Below are 17,052 nucleotides of genomic sequence, written 5' to 3'. Positions count from 1 at the left end.
GATAAACTAATCCTGCATACGCTCCAGCGCATAATCTGCTTCCTCCGCAGTCAGTTCGCCCGCTTTTAATTGTCTGAGGAGCTCTTTTACTCTCTCGTTCTTTCCATTGGAATCCGCTGTTGCACGAGTCTGTGCCTCCGCGGAAAACGTTTCTTTTTTACGAATGGTTACATCCTTCAAACCTGCAAGTCTTTCTCCTTGTTCATTAAGCAGCTGAATATCGTAAATAAGCTCGGATTGACCTTTTTGGCCTGTTTTACGCGCATAAACCCAGCATTCTGCTGAAACCTTTTTCCGAACCGTAACCTCTCCTATTGAAAAAGGAACATAAACAGATGCCTCTTCTCTTCCGTCCGTAATGCCGAACAAAGATTGCAGAGCCCCATCAATTAAAGACGGATGCAATGTATAATGTTCAAGAGCATATGCGGCTTCTTTTGGCAGCAATAAGTGTGCAACCGCTTCCGTTTTTCCGCCCCATAAACGCTGAATCGGCTGAAAAGCGCGCCCATACAGGAACCCGTTTTCCCGAAAATACTCGTAACATTCATCTTGTTCACGGACAAAAGCACTTCTGTTTATCATCTCTTGTCTGTCGATGTTCTCTATATCATCATCACTGTAATGATGATCATAATCTAATTCCCCCGTCACAAATCCAGTCCTTACAGCAGCATCCTCGTCAGGTGACATGTTAAATAATATGCTGCCGTCTTTTACGGAAATGTGAGTGTAAATGGTCAGGCTCTCTTTCAAAAGCATGGCCGGTCTGGCAAATATCACGTTTTTTAAACGAGTGACCTTTTTCTTTCGATATGACCGCGTTCCCGCTGCGCATGCCATTTCAAGAAAAGCAGCTGCCGGGAGAATGCTCTTGTTTTTTACGATGTGGTCTTTTAACCAAATCTCTTTTTCTCTTAATGTCGTTTTAAAAAACTGCTGTTCCAGAGTAGATTCATTCGAATCCAGAAGCGGGTGCAGTGAAGACTGCCGCGGCAATATTTCCGGAAATTCTGCACTTTGGTTTCGAGGCACCCAGTAAGACTCCTCAGCAAATGGATATAAAGGAAGCTTGACCTTTTGCGGGGTATATTCTTCATATAACTCTCTCCAATGAATATCAGCCCCGAAAGACCATAATTTTGCAAGAAGATTCAAGTCCTTTGTCTCCATCATCACCTCGAGGAATTTATCTTTCCTCTTTTGATCATGAAAGATAAAGACTTTATCAAAATCTTTCGTAACATTCCCTTTGTATACGCCCTCTCCAATTGTTCCTTCAGTACAGAAAGTTCTCAGCTTCTCCTTAAGTTCCGGCAAATCGGAAGCTACAACAGCAAGTCTGTCTTCCATCGGTTCCCTGCATGTCTGCAATGTAAAAGCGATATCAGCTGCCGAGACCTTTGTCTCCCGCTCTGTGAATTGCAGAAGGCGCCGGGCGTATTCTTTCAGCCTGTCTTCATTTTTGGCAGAGAGAACTGCGGCAAACGGACCGCTTATTGTTTGTGTGTCCGCATGGTTTTGATATTCTTCCACAATGACATGGGCATTTGCTCCGCCCGCTCCGAACGAACTGATTGCTGCTCTCCTGCGGGAGGCGCCTGATTCTTTCCGCCACTCTTCTTCTTTCTGCTGAACGTAAAAAGGCGTCTTTTCAAATCGGATATTTTGGTTCAGCTGTTCCGAGTGAATGGATGGCGCCAATTTCTGATGCTTAAATTGTAAAAGAACTTTTGTAAGGGCTGCTATACCTGCGGCAGACTCCAGATGTCCAATATTAGACTTCACTGAACCTATGGCACAAAATTGTTTATCGTCCGTAAATTTCTCAAACGCTTTTGTCAATCCTGCGATCTCAATCGGATCTCCGAGCGAGGTACCCGTTCCGTGTGCTTCCAAGTAGCTGACGGATCGCGGACTGATGCCCGATTTCTTGAAATTTTCAGCAATCAGCTCAGCTTGTGCATTCGGATTCGGAACCGTAAATCCATTGGTTTTTCCGCCATGATTTACAGATGTTCCTTTAATCACTCCGTATATATGATCCTGATCAGCAATTGCTTTTTCCAGAGGTTTCAAAAGGACGGCTCCTGAACCTTCTCCCGGGACATAGCCGTCTCCGCCCTCTCCGAAACTTCTGCACAATCCTTCGGTGGAAACAAAATTACCTTGACTCAGCCAAAGGTATTTGCTGGGGTGTATGGACACATTAACGCCGCCCGCAAGCGCAATTTCACTTTCCCCTCTTTTAATGCTCTCACATGCCAAGTGAATGGCCGTCAGCGATGATGAACACATCGTATCCAGTGCAATGCTCGGGCCGGAGAGATTAAAAAAGTATGAAACCCTGTTCGCAATAGATGAAAAGAAGGAACTGAGCGCAATCGGATTGCCCCGCGCAGTTTCTTCTGCGCCGAATAATTGATATTGTCCGTACATGGCTCCGACAAACACACCGGCTTTCATACCGTCAAGCTTCTCTTTTGTATATCCTGAATCTTCAAACGTATGCCAGGAGGTTTCGAGAAAAATTCGCTCCTGAGGGTCCATCAGCTCAGCTTCTTTATGAGAAATGTGGAAAAACAGCGGATCGAATTGATCAACACCGCTGATAAAACCGCCCCACTTACTGTTGATTTTTCCCTTCTCCATTCTGTCAGGACTGTAATTCGATCTGAAATCCCAACGTTCCTCGGGGATTTCAATAATACAGTTTTTCCCTCCGGCAATGTTTTCCCAGAACTCCTCAAGAGTATCGGAATTCGGATATCTTCCGCTCACACCGATAATGGCAATATCCTCACCCGGCTGAACCATGCTCGGTGCAGCTGCAACCCTCTGCTGCCGGTGCTGTTTTTTACTCAGATTTTCTCTTTTCTTTTGCACTCTTGTTACCGGAGCTGCCCCTGCGGCCTTAAGCACTTTTTCTTTAAAAGATGTTAGGAAGAAGTTTGAGAGCTCTTCAATGTTCTGATATTCAAAAAAGATTGTTTTTGGAAGATCCCCGAAAGTATCTTCAAGCTTTGAAATAAGTGACATGATCATAAGTGAGTTGATTCCGAATTTCTCAAAAGAGTCCTTCGCATTTATTTTATGAGCTTGGATTTTCAAGACACCGCTGATGATCTTGATTAAATAGTCAATGACTTTTTCTTTCGCAGCATATTCCTCTTCTTCATCGTGTTCCGCCGTGAATGTATCTTGATCTGCTGCAGCTGTATTTCTTTGAATCGAAAGCGCTTTTATCATTTTATCCCGCTTTCCTTCTGCAGGCATTAAGCTGGTAAATGAAGACCGCAGCATTTTCAGAAACGCTTCCAAAACAGAGGAAGTTCGCATCGGAGTCATTCCGTATTTTTCTTTTATTTGGTTGATTCCATTGCTGTCGAGACTCATCCCGCCATCTTTCAATAACGGCCAATTGATTGAAAGGGTTTTTCCGTTTCGGGAGAGCTGAGATCGAAGCACTGCAAAACTGTCCATAAAATGATTTGCGTACGCATAGTCACTTTGGCCGGCATTTCCGTTAGCGGAAAAAGAAGAAAAGAGAACAAAAAAATCAAGATCTTCGTCTTTTGTCAGCTCATCCAGCCAGATTGTCCCGTAAACTTTCGGTTTCAGTACGTCCGTAAAATCACTGAGACTTTTGTTTACAAGAAATGAGTCACGAAGGATGCCGGCAGCATGGATGATCCCGTTTATGCAGCCGTACCGCTGTTTAACGCCGAAAATGAATCGCTCTGCCTCTGTTCGATCTGTTATGTCCGTCCGCTGATATTCAACAATAGAGCCGCTCTCATTAAGCTTACTGATCCGTTCTTTTTGATCAGCGGTTAAAAAAGAACGGCCTGTAAGTATAATCACGGCTTGGTTTTCTTTAGCGATGTGTTCCGCAAACAGCAGCCCGAGTTTTCCGGCTCCTCCGGTAATGATATATATGCCGCCTTTTTGATACGTTACAGATCCGTTATCGTGTTCCGGATTATCAATATGCTGCAGCCCTTTCACATAACGGGTATGTGAGTCTATTAAAATCTCACATTCATACGTTTGAAAGCGCTGTATTTCACTGATTGCAGCATCCCACGTCTCGGAAACCGGAGGATTTTTGTCAGAATCCTCATGGCGTATCTGTATGGTTTTCGCTTTAAGCTTGGAGCTTTCCATGTTTACCGTTTTCATGAACCCTCCGACAGCTTCATGAAACGGCTGATTCAGACCGCTTGTCCAATAAATATGCAATAACGTAACAGGTTCGTTTCTCCGCATTAAAGCTTTTGATAATAAAAAGAGCGAGTTGATCCCTCTGCGAAGAGTTTCATTAACGGATTCTTCAGTGAATTCTCTGATTTCTCCGTTCCATAAATAAAGCACGACATCAGGTGTAAATCCGTTTTCAGCCAAATCAGACAGCAGCATTTCGACATGATTTTCATCAGAAGGATTGATTGTGCATCTATTCCGTTCAATTCTATAATCAGAATCGGGTGTTACGAGAATGACACGGTTATGATCTCCATTCATCATCTCGGCATGCTGAAAAAGACGGTTATCCTGATCAAAAATCAGCATATTCCCCGGTGCCTGCTGATTCGGCATATCAATGTTATTTGTTCTTACCCAATCGTTCTTAAAAAAAATGGTTGGGGACGGAGCTTGTGATTCCGGCTCCGCCTTTTTTTCCATTTGTTCTTTTCTGTAAGTGCGAATTAGCTCCAGTCCTGCATCAGGAGACATTTGCTGTTCTTCAATTAAGGAAAGTATTTGTTTGATCTGCACTATTTTCCCTCCAGCAGCTGATAAACTTGACCAGCAGAAAGTTCACCGTTTTTCAATTGTTCTAATAAGAAGAGAATTTCCTGATCTTCATTTTTACGTCCTGCGGTTAATTCTCCCCCGGTCACTTTTCTGACAGAAAAGTCTTTCATGCTCACGGCTATTTCGCCGCTCTCGTTAATAAAATCAATGTTATACGTATAAAAACCGGTTTCTCTCACCGAGACATGGCATCGGGCAGTAAGCGTCCTCTTAATGTGAAGCTCTCTAAGTGAATATGGAACAAATAAGCCGTCTTTCTCATTATCTCTTAACAAAAATGCCGCCGCTTGAAAACCGCCGTCAATTAATGAAGGATGAAGTGTAAAATGTGAAAACCCGTTCGCTAAATGAGCCGGAAGCTCCAATTCTGCCATTAACTCCATATCACCGCGATATACGGCTTTCAACGTTTGAAAACCGCTATGATATGTCAGGCCCATACGACTGAAGCGGTGATAACACTCTTCCCGGTTTATGACCGCCTTACTGCTGCGTTTGAACTTATCAATATCGACATACTCAGCATTGCTGTTTATGTCTCCGAATACTGTTTCACTTTGTGTGCAGATTTGCTGCACGCCATCCGGCCCCTCTTTACATATCGTTACGTTCAACTTATCTTGTTTCATTTCCAAGTCGGTATAAATGTGCAGCGTTTTTCCTTTATATAATATAGGTCTGTTCCACATCACGTCTTTTATTTTAGATACTTTACTTTCTCCGCTTATTTCCGCACAAGCAAGAGCCATTTCAAGCGAAGCGGCTCCTGGCAGCACATAGTCTCCTGAAACAAGATGATCAGTGACGAAAAATTCAGTTCCGGAAATAACAGTTTTAAATGCTTGTTTCTTTAATGTTGAGACATTCTCGCTGATTAATGGGTGAAGACTTTTGCTATTAACCTCGCTTTTGTTCTTTTTCGGGGTGAACCAATAACTCTCTTTTGCAAACGGATAAGTTGGCAGCGGCACTCTATTCAATTTCTTATTGCCGATTGTCTTCCATTCAAACTCGGCTCCATTGGCCCACCATTGTGCGAGCAGCTCCTCTTTTCCGCTTTGAAGAGCCTCCTCAATCATATATTCAGAAACAGCTGTGGGCTCTTCAGTGTTTTCGCTTAAAAATACGCCTTTTTGCACCTTGCTGTCATCAAGAAAGCTGACGTATTTATCTCTCAGCTCAGTCAGACTCGCTGCACATACGGCAATTCTTTCGTTCATTGCTTCCCGGCCGTTTTGCAATGTAAATTCCATGTCACTGGCATTAACGGTCATGTCACCGGCAATCACGCGATCCAAGTACTGAAGCATAAGCCGGATATACTCAAGTAATTGATCTTTGGTTTTCGCAGATAAAACAAAAATATGTGTGTTACCGTTGTTTTCCGGCATTTCTTTTTGAGGTTCCCTATATTCCTCTAAAACAATATGCGCGTTCACACCGCCGAATCCGAATGAGCTGACACCCGCTCTCCTCGGCAGATCGTTGTTCTCTTTATCTTTTATCGGATTCCACTTTTGAGCGGTTTCTGTGATATAAAATGGCGTATTTTCCAGTTTGATGTATGGATTGAGTTCTGAAAAATGGGCGAGTCCCGGAAGTTTGCGATATTTAAAAGCCAGTAACACTTTCATCACTCCGGCTATTCCGGCAGCGGTTTCGAGATGGCCGATGTTTGTTTTCACAGACCCGATTCCGCAGCATTTCTGTTTCGCAAAAGGAATGTCCCATTCTTGATATAACGTTTTAAATGCCTTTATGATGCTGTTTACTTCAATCGGATCGCCAAGACTTGTCCCTGTGCCATGCGCTTCTATATATCCCGCAGTGGCAGGGCTGACTCCCGCCTTCCGCCAAGCTTCGGTTAATAAGTCCGCCTGTGCGTTCGGATTCGGAGCTGTCAAAGAATTGGCGCGGCCGCCGTGATTTACAGCTGACCCTTTAATCAAACCATATATATGATCACCGTCTGCCTGTGCTTTGCTGAGCGGCTTAAGCAATACTGCAGCCGCCCCTTCACTCCTTACATAGCCGTCAGCGCTTTTATCGAACGTTTTGCACTTTCCGTCTTTGGAAAGCATACCTGCTTTATCAAAAGCTATAAACAGAGTAGGGCTTGTCATAATATGCACTCCGCCTGCAATCGCCATTTCAAAATCGCCTCTTTGAATCCCCTCAGCCGCACGATGGAGTGCAACTAACGAACTTGAACAGGCAGTGTCAATCGGTTCGCTCGGACCCGTCAGGTTCAGCTGGTAAGAAATACGATTTGCCAATATACAATGATTTAAACCGGTTGCGGTCTGCGCCTGAACAGAGACACCATTTTCATTCAGACGTTCAGCATAATCCGTTGTGGCGACCCCTGCAAACACCGCGGTTTTCGTCCCTGCCAAATCAGACGGCTTATAGCCCGCATCTTCTATTGTTTTCCATACAGTCTCCATAAAAATTCTTTGCTGGGGATCCATTAATTCTGCTTCGGCGGGAGAAATCCCGAAAAACAACGGATCAAAACTGTCCGCGCCTTTGATAAATCCGCCTTTTTTTATTTTTGTTCTATTGACGTCCCTGATCGGATCGCCGTCAAACTCTTTCCAGTTCCAACGGTCTTCAGGAATGTCTGTAATCATATCCCGCCCTTTTTCAATTCCTTTCCAAAAGTCTTCCAGCGTATCTGTTTGGGGGAAACGGCCGCTTATTCCCACTATTGCAACCGGCTCATTCATATGTCTTTCCTCTTGCCTGGTTTTGTTTTCAGGCTCAGGGGAATGTTCATAGGATTCCGGCGGAGGCGTGCTGTACAATGTTTTTTCGTCAGCTGCAGAAAAAGATTCTGTCTCAGCAAAAAGGATTTCTCCGTATTGCTCGATTACATAATCAGTCATTTCAGCCAGTGAATTGCATTCAAAGAAAATGGACGGCAATAATTCCGTACCATATTGTTGATTGATTTCATTTCCGAGTCTGGTAAACGTAATAGAATCAAATCCGTACTCGCCGAATGAAGTCTCTTCTTCTATTTCCTTTCTGTCAATCTTCAAAATACTTGACATCATCTTTGCGATGCCCTCAATCAGATTTTCTCTCCGGTCTTTCGCCGCAGATTCATCTGAAGAAAAAGAACCGCAGAGATGAAGCTCCTCGGAATACTCACTCTTTAAAAACTCAAGAAGTTCATTAAAATCAGTAAGACCGAAAAAATCTGACGGCATCATTGATATTCCTAATGTTTCGTTTAATTCGTTGCCCAGCATTGTAAACATAATTGAATCAAATCCGTATTCACTTATCGGCAGTTCAAAATCAAATTCCCGTTCTTCAATTTTTAATACGCCGGTGATGATGCGCGTCAAAGTGCTTTTTAAAGATTCAGTTATTGACAGCTCTTTCGGTTCGTAATTTTCGTCGGCGATTGCCGGGTCACTTTTGCCGCTGTCAATCGTTATCATTCGTTCCAGCTTTAATTCATTACCGCTAAATACCATTATTTGATGTTCACACCCTGTCATTGCTTGATCAAATGCTGCAAGGCCTTCCCGTTTTCCCAGAGGCAGCATTCCGAAACGGTCATAAAGGAACTTCTCTGAATGAATATCAATTTGCATACCGCCTTCTTTCCATAAAGGCCAATTAATCGAGACTGTTTTTCCAGGTTTATTTTCCGCCGCTCTCATTTCCGCAAAATAATCCATAAACCGGTTTGCATAAGCATAATCAGTTTGTCCGGCATTCCCGATTATTGCGCTGATAGATGAAAACATAACAAAAAAGTCCAGAGGTTCTCTGTCTGTATACCAGTCAAGCCATATCGTTCCGTAAACCTTGCTGGCCAAGACTGAATCGAGATCCTCTTCACGCTTATTGATGAGTAATGAATCTTTTATCACACCGGCGCTGTGAATAATTCCTTTAACAGGACCTAATTTGTTTTTGACGAGTTTTATCAGGTTATTGACATTTTCCTTATCAGAAATATCGGTTCTTACATAAAAAACCTCTGATCCGTTTTTTTCGAGCTCTTTTACATTGCTTACGGCTTCCTCAGAAAGCTCTGACCTGCCGATAAGGACAAGTTTTATTCTCCCTTTTCGCACAAGATGTCTGGCGAAAATCAGTCCCAGACCGCCTGTTCCTCCTGTAATGAGGTAAACTCCCCCTTCTTTTACTTCCATCTTTTCGGGGGGCTCGGCACTTTCAATTTCTGCAGAGTGTTTCACCTGCCTGATTCCATCTCTGTATCTGATTTCTGAAGTATCATCGCTGATGATTGTTTCTTTCACAAGGTTTTTTAATTCAGGCAGACCGGTGTTCAGCTGTAACTGAATTTCGTCGCTGTGTATTTCAATATTTTTACCGGACAACATAGGATGTTCTAAATGAAGCGACCTAAAAAAGCCGCTGATTGCCATTTGATAAGGTAAGATTTGATTTTCCCTTGTGAAAAATACATGTGATATCAGGATTTTATGTCTTGGGATTGTTGCTAACAGAGCTTTCGTTACATTGAAAACCGGCAAAACAGCCTCTTCCAGCTTTTCACGAATGTTCTGCTCAATTCCCGTTTCAGGGCTCATCCCGATTAAAATGACGCGGTCAATTGTCACTTGTCTTTCTTTAAGAATCGCCAGCAATTTCTTATAGCCGTCAAGTTTGACGCTGTTCAATTCAAAGGAATCAGCTTCTTTTTCTTGAAAACTGCCGCCATGGCGGACAAAGATCATGTTCAGGCCGATATCTTTATATGCCTGGCGGATCAGCGGTTCTGATATATCCCGACGGAGTGAAATCACAAGGCAGCTGTTTAAACCGCTGGCTTCAGGCTGATGAAGCAGAGGGGCCCGCTTCCACATATCAGTGTAATACTTAACTGAATGCCGCTCATCCTGAGTCTGCGGTGCAGCCCTTAATGCCTTCAACGCTAAGTTTTTTATTTTAAGACTTACAGATCCGTTTTCATCCATAAATAGTATATGAAACCTTTTGACATCATCATGTTGTCTTTCATCGGCAGCTGTAATGTAAGCAAAGCCGTTTGCCGAAGGTGCGTGAAGAATCTCCAGCTCACCTAATTCAAAAGGCAAATATGCGGTGTGATCGTCTTGCTGACTGGACGTAAACCCTGTTGTGGATTGAAAAATGCCATCCAATAAACACGGTTCCAGCAGCGTGCCGGATTTTTTATGAATGCTCTCAGGAAGTGATATTCGTGCAAGAACAGCATTTTCATGGATAAACAGCTGTTTTATTACCTGAAAACTGGTTCCATAGTCCAAACCGCTCTGCCGGAAATCCCTGTAACATTCAGCGCCGCTGATTAATCTTTTCTGTCCGGTTAACCAGCTGTCCAATTGAAAACGCTCTGTATGAGAGGCATCTTGATCTCCGCATGTGGTAATGTTTCCTTGGCAGTGAACTGCCGCTTCAGGTTGCATATCGGTTTTCACCACAAATCTGCCGTCTTTTTGATTCGGCAGCAGATCTATCATTATCGTCTTTTCTTTTTCAACGGTTATCGGAACCGCCCATACAACCTGACTCAGTTTTATGACTGATTTTCCGTACAGCCTCTCTCCCGCTTCTCTGGCCGCTTCGATGATTGCCGCTCCGGGCAGAACCGTTTTCCCATGCACAACATGGTCTTTTACATAATATTCAGAATCAGAAAGCGTTTTATAAAATCGGCACTCACCTGCTGAAAAATCAAATAAAGGAGCTGTACCGGCTGCTGATGTTGTTTGCGCCTTATTTGACACCCACAGTCTGTTTTTTAAGAAAGGGTAAGTCGGCAGGGCAATTTTTCTCGGTTTTCTGCCGGTGCGGAAATCTTCCCAGCTTAAATTGCCTCCTGATACCCAAAATTCAGCCATTTCGGTTAATGTGGTGCCGCCGGATTTGAGCGGAAGATCCGATTGCTGCTGTCTGCGTTTATGATTCGGTTTTTTCCCTCTAAATATTTCGTGATCGTCAATTCCATTATAAAAGTGATTTAATTTCAACATCAGATCATCGATATTATTTGAAATGACAGCAAGCCTTTCCGGCATGGCTTCACGCCCTTCAAGAAGGGTATACGCAATATCAGAAAGGTGAAGCGGCTTGTTTGTTCCCGCTTGCTGTAAAAACTCGCCCTGCTTATGACGGGCCTTTTGAAGATATTCCTCCAGCTGTTTTGCTGATTCCCGTAAACTCAGTGAATGCTTGGCTGAGAGTACGATAAGTTCCTCACTTTCCTCACGCCTCGTATGACAGTCAGCAGCAGACTCATACTCTTCCACAAGGATATGAGCATTTGCCCCGCCCGCTCCGAAAGAACTTAATCCCGCACGCCGCGGATATTTGCTGTCAGAATGTTTTTCATTCGCGGGTTTTATCCAGTCGGCGGTTTCCTGCTGGAGGCAAAAAGGTGTCTCTTCCAGATAAAGATCCGGATGCACCCGTTCAGCATGCAGTGTTGCGGCTATTTTTTTATACTTCATTTGTAAGATAATCTTTGTCAGGCCGGCAATACCCGCGGCCGCTTCCAGGTGGCCGATGTTAGATTTAATCGATCCGAGAGAGCAATATGAAACATCTTTGGTATAAGCTCTAAACGCCTTGGTCAGGCCTCGGACTTCAATCGGGTCACCCAGCGGCGTTCCCGTGCCGTGGGCTTCAATAAAGCTGACACTTCTGGCGCTCCAACCGGCCGCTTTAAGAGCTCCTTGAATTAAATCCGCCTGTGCGGCAGGATTAGGCACCGTATAGCCATTTGTCTTTCCGCCATGATTAATTGCCGTTCCTTTAATGACGGCGTACACAGTATCATTATCACGTATGGCATCTTTAAGCGGTTTAAGAATAACGGCCCCGACACCTTCCCCGGGCACGAAACCGTCGCCGCCTTCTCCAAAACTTCTGCATTTTCCCGATTTTGAAAGCATCCCCATCTGACATCGGTATAAATAGTCAGAAGGATGAAGATACAAATTTACTCCTCCCGCAACCGCAACCGAGCACTCACCCTTTGTTAAACTTTGGCAAGCCATGTGAATTGCCGTTAAGGATGAAGAACAAGCCGTATCTACAGGGACACTGGGACCTGTAAAGTCAAATGTGTAAGACACTCTGTTCGCGAGAGACCATGGGAACGAATTTGGAAGTACATCGTTTTTGTCCGTCGGTATTCTTTCGCCGAGCAGCTTGTAAGAATTGGTCGTCACTCCCGCAAATACACCGACATGTTTTTCGGTCTGCTTTCTCAACCCTTCAATGGTATATCCCGAATCTTCAAATGCTTTCCATACGGTTTCGAGAAATATTCGTTCCTGAGGATCCATCGCTTCTGCTTCTCTCGGCGATATTTGGAAAAACAAAGAATCAAATGATTCAGCATTCTTTAAAAATCCGCCCCATTTGCAATAAATTTTCCCCTCATGCGCTTTAGCGGGGTCTGGATCATAGTAGGTCTCATAATTCCATCGTTCTTTCGGAATTTCTGTGATTGCGGTTCTCTCTTTTGATAGAAGCTCCCACAATTCTTCGATATTTTCAGCCCCGGGATAACGGCCGCTGATACCGATTACCGCTATCCCGTCAAGATGTTCTTTTTCCTCCGCCGCAGGTGCAGTGATGTTTTGTTCCGGCCTGGCGGGGGTAATGCTCTGAATCTGTTTTCCTTTTTCCTCCCGTGAAAATAAACGCCCCAGCCGATCCGGATATTCCTTTACAAGATGATCTGCTAAATCTCTGATTGTATGAAATTCAAATAAAAGCGTTTTCGAAATTGCTCCCAGTGACTGCTCCAGCTTTGTGTTGCATTGATGAATCATAACCGAATCCATTCCATATTCAGCCAGATGCACATCTTGATCGATCTCTTCCCGTTCTGCACCGATCTCAGAGGAGATGATATTGGTTAAAAACAAAACTGTCTGATCCAAAATATCGCCTTGAGCCAAAGGAATGGCACTGCCTGTCTCTGTTTCATCCGTCAAAAATCTCTGCCGCATAAATTGTTCAAAGCGCTCATGATCACCGCATACTGCAATATTATGCAGCTGACCCGAAGTTACAATCCGCGAAAACCATTGCGTTCCGTCTTCAGCAGGAAGCTCTTCGAGCCCGGAACCATGAAAAAGAGACGTCCGCCCTTGACCTGACAGGTTCGCCCCCATTCCGATGTCTTGCCATAAAGGCCAATTGATTGTCAGCGTGCGGCCGCTGCGCAGAGAATTTTGCCGTTTCTGTTCCCGATATTCGGCAAAATGATCTAAAAAGCCGTTTGCATATGCATAATCACATTGGCCTTCGTTCCCTGCAATAGAGACGACTGAAGAAAAAACGGTGAAAAAATCCAATTCGAGCGACTTCGTTGCATGATCAAGATTCAATGCACCATGAACTTTCGGAGCAATCACCTCTGAAAGTTCCTGCTTTGTTTTTCGAAAAAGCAGCGAGTCTCTGATAACTCCTGCACAATGAATGACGCCATGAAGACCTGCATGCTGATCGGTAATACCGTCAATCATTTTTTTTACCGCTTCTTTATCGGATATATTCGCCTGTATATAATAAACCTTGGCTTTAAAGCTGTTCAGGTATTCTAAATGTTTCTGCTTATCTCCGTTTAAAACAGATCGCCCCGATAGGATAATGGTGGATCTTTCAGTTTTCGCGCAATATTCAGCGACTTTACTGCCAATCCCCCCAAATCCCCCTGTAATTAAATACACTTTATCTTTTTCAGGGTATTGAACGGTCTTTCTGTTTGTTTCTCTCTGCTTCTCTAACATCCGTGCATATCTTACGCAGCCCCTGTACTTGATATAAAGATGCCGATCAGGCGCTGTATTTATTTCTTTATAAAGAATGTCAGCCTTCTCTGAAAATGAAACGGATGCAGAATCATGTTCAAAGCAAACCGTCTTACAATGAAGCTGCGGGTATTCTTGTTTTACCGATTTTAAAAAACCGTTCACACCTTCAAAATACGGCAATTTTTCTTTTTGATTCGCGCTGAATGTATAAATGAACGTTACTTTATTTATAAGGTTCTCGCTGATTAAAGCCTTAGTCAGATAAAACACGGAATAAATTCCTGATTCGAGTGTTTCTTCCAGTTCAGGCTGTTTTTCAGACCACGTATGCAAAATTGCATCGGGCGCTGCGCCTTTTTCCTTTAACAGACGAATGACACCTTGATAATCTTCGGGACGCTGCCTGTTGATCGTGAAAACACTGTCGCTTATCTGCTCTAAACGCTCACCGGGCATAATAAGATATGCGGACGTATTCTCTCTTTTTTTCAGCTCTTCAAAATAGTCTTTATTCCCGGAGAACAACAAAATAGTACAAGCTTGTCGGCTGCCCGCTTCATTCTCAATTGCGGTTTCTTTCCATACCGGCGTATAAAGTGCCTGATTCTTCTTTTCTGAAAAAGCCGCGTCTGATTTTACCGGCTGAGGGTTTAAAGAAAATTGAGAGCGCTCAAACGGATAAGGCGGAAGCGGGGCTTTTCTTTTATGATCATCACCTAGTTTCGCCCATTCAATCTCTTCTCCTGAAAGCCACATTTGCATAAATGAATGATATAGAGCCTCATCGGCTGGTTTGTCCGCTTCAAAAGCAGCCGCTTTGTTTAGTTTTGCTGATGGAGGTAGCGATCCGAATTGAAAAACTGAAAAATCAGAAATATTCACATCCGGCTCCGTTCCCTTTTCTTCCGTGTGAAGCGGCATATGGTCCGCTATCTCCTGAGACACGGCATCCATTTGATTGTATTCTGTCATCAACGGAAAACGAGTTTTATCATAAAAACCTGCCGGCTGCTCATTAATACAAGCAACAGCCTGTTTAATTCCGTCTTGCTTTTTCAATAACATGCTCAGAAAAAGTTCTTTAGACAAGATTCCTTCATCCAGTAAATTTAATATTTCCAGAACATAATCATCATTAAAGAATCCATCATAATCTGTTAAATCCCATCTCTTATACAGTCTTCTCATAGAGGCAAGGATAGCCATGATCGCCGCTTCCTCATCAGCCGGCAATGCATTTCTTTTATCCGCCGTGCGATTCACAATATAAGATAAAATCTCGATTTCCTGAGTCTTTCCCGCTTTATCCCACTCTTCTAAAAACCCTTTAAACGTATATTGGTGCTCAAGAAGCAGCCGTGTTTTCCCGTACAGGCGGTCTGCAAAATCAGCCGGGAAGCTCAGACCGTTCAGCAGCACCCTTACATATTCTTCATTTAATCGAACCGGCGGGTACGTTTTTGAAGTGTACGGATTGACAAATGGAATGGACGGCGGCTCACAGGATATGTGCGAAAGTTTTTCAGCGCCTGTGATGACAGAAATGGCCTTTTCAATTTTGATGATATCCGCTGCTGCAAGAGCGACGTAATATCCGTCTCCGGCGCCTGTAATGAGGCTTGGCTTAAAACCGGATGCCAGGATACTTTTTATGATTTCCGTATTGATAACTAAAGAATACAAGCGGATTTTCTCAGGCGTCCATTTTCTTTTAAATGAACTGTGCAATGTTGGTATACCCTTCAGCACCGGCCTTACTTTCTTTTCTAAATCAGGGAACACCCGTTTCAAAACGGCAAATTGTTTATAACTTTCCCATTTGAAGTCACCGATGGCAAGCGCCCATTCAGAATCTTGTTTTCTCCGAAAACTCAATCCCTCTTTAAGCTGATTTTTAAATTCCTCCTTGCTGCCTGCCAATAAACCAGCCCTGTAATCAAACGATGTCCTTGTTAAAAGGGTGCTGCTGATCACTTCATTTGATATTTTGCAAAATTCCTCTGAATCGTCAGCAAAGGTTCTCCAATGATGTATCATTTGTTTCATGCTTTCTTCACTTTTAGCGGAAAAAAGGAAGGGTATCCTTCCTTTTCTGTCAGATTCGTCTTTTGTATGTATAAATTCTTCGATGATGACGTGAGAGTTGACACCCCCAAAACCGAAGGAGCTGATTCCCGCCCTGAGCGGAGCCCCGTCTGCCGCCTTCCAATCACTTGAATCAAGCGCCGGCCTAAACGGTGTTTTTTCAAACTGTATAATTGGGTTTACCGTATGTACATTCAGGCTTTTCGGCACCCTCCGGTGTTTCATCATCATTAGAACTTTTATCAATCCGGCCATTCCCGCTGCTGCTTCTGTATGACCGATATTTGTTTTCACACTTCCGATCCTGCAATATTGAGTATCCTCAGTATATTGCCGATACGCTTTTGTCAATGCTTCTATTTCTATCGGATCGCCCAGAGATGTTCCTGTGCCATGTGCTTCTACGTAAGAAACCGTCGCAGCATCGACAGCAGCGTTGTGTAAAGCTTCTGAGATGACCCGGCACTGCGCTTCTGCTCTGGGAGCGGTTATGGAACGGGTTTTACCGCCATGATTAACAGCTGTCCCTTTTATGATCCCGTATATATGGTGACCGGCTTTTACTGCATCACCAAGGCGCTGCAGCAATACAACGCCTGCCCCTTCTCCGGGAACGTACCCGTTCGCTGCTGCGTCAAAGGTTTTACATTTGCCGTCAGGACTCAGCATTCTGGCTTTGGAAAAAGAAATATATTTTCCGGGTTGGAAATTCAAGTTTACTCCCGATGCGATTGCATAATCGCTTTCTTTTGTCCGCAATGACTTAACCGCTTCATGTAAAGCAACAAGCGATGATGCACAAGCGGCATTTACAGACATGCTTTTTCCGGTCAAACCGAATGTGTATGAAAGCCGGTTGGAAAGCATAGCTTCGAAACTTCCTAAACAGGCATAACTGTCGATTTCCGATTCAGCATGACCTGTCTGCCGGTAGTCAGAATTCATAATACCCGCAAAAACAGAAGTGGTTTTACGCTGGAGATCCTGCAAAGAAACCCCGGAATCTTCGATGCACCGCCAAGTTTCTTCTAAAAGGATTCTTTGCTCAGGATCCATGTTTTTCGCTTCCCGGGGAGAGATATTAAAAAACTTATGGTCGAAATGGTCAGCTTTATGAATAAAACCTCCCCACTTGCTGATTGTTTTGTTCGGTATACTGATATCAGCTGAATAATAAAGTTCGGGATCCCACCGTTCAATCGGCACTTCCCGGATGGAATCTTTGCCGCTATTTATGTTTTCCCAGAATTCATGATAATGATCTGCATCGGGGAATCTGCAAGCAACCCCGATTATCGCGATATCCGCACTCTGTTTATTCAAATGAACCATTGGCCTCCACCCGCTCCTT

At 43.8% G+C, this 17,052-nt stretch carries 2 protein-coding genes; both read right to left on the bottom strand.

Annotated elements, in window-relative coordinates; genetic code table 11:
* Positions 1-6 precede the first annotated feature (6 nt).
* Positions 7-4,779: a type I polyketide synthase gene (locus tag AC1RRX_RS06260; protein ID WP_144463974.1), complete on the bottom strand. Its 4,773-nt coding sequence runs from the start codon at positions 4,777-4,779 to the stop codon at positions 7-9.
* Positions 4,779-17,033, bottom strand: coding sequence for an SDR family NAD(P)-dependent oxidoreductase (locus tag AC1RRX_RS06255; RefSeq protein WP_144463975.1), 12,255 nt, complete (start codon positions 17,031-17,033; stop codon positions 4,779-4,781). The genes AC1RRX_RS06260 and AC1RRX_RS06255 overlap by 1 nt, the downstream gene beginning before the upstream one ends.
* Positions 17,034-17,052: the final 19 nt, after the last annotated feature.

This window comes from Bacillus sp. GW821-FHT11D08 (assembly GCF_058808515.1).
The sequence above is the reverse complement of the archived record's forward strand: the minus strand, read 5'-3'. Positions and strand labels throughout refer to the sequence as shown.

Bases quoted from the DNA above. Each gene is read 5' to 3' on its own strand.
- AC1RRX_RS06255 (WP_144463975.1), bottom strand. From the start codon at position 17,033: ATGGTTCATTTGAATAAACAGAGTGCGGATATCGCGATAATCGGGGTT.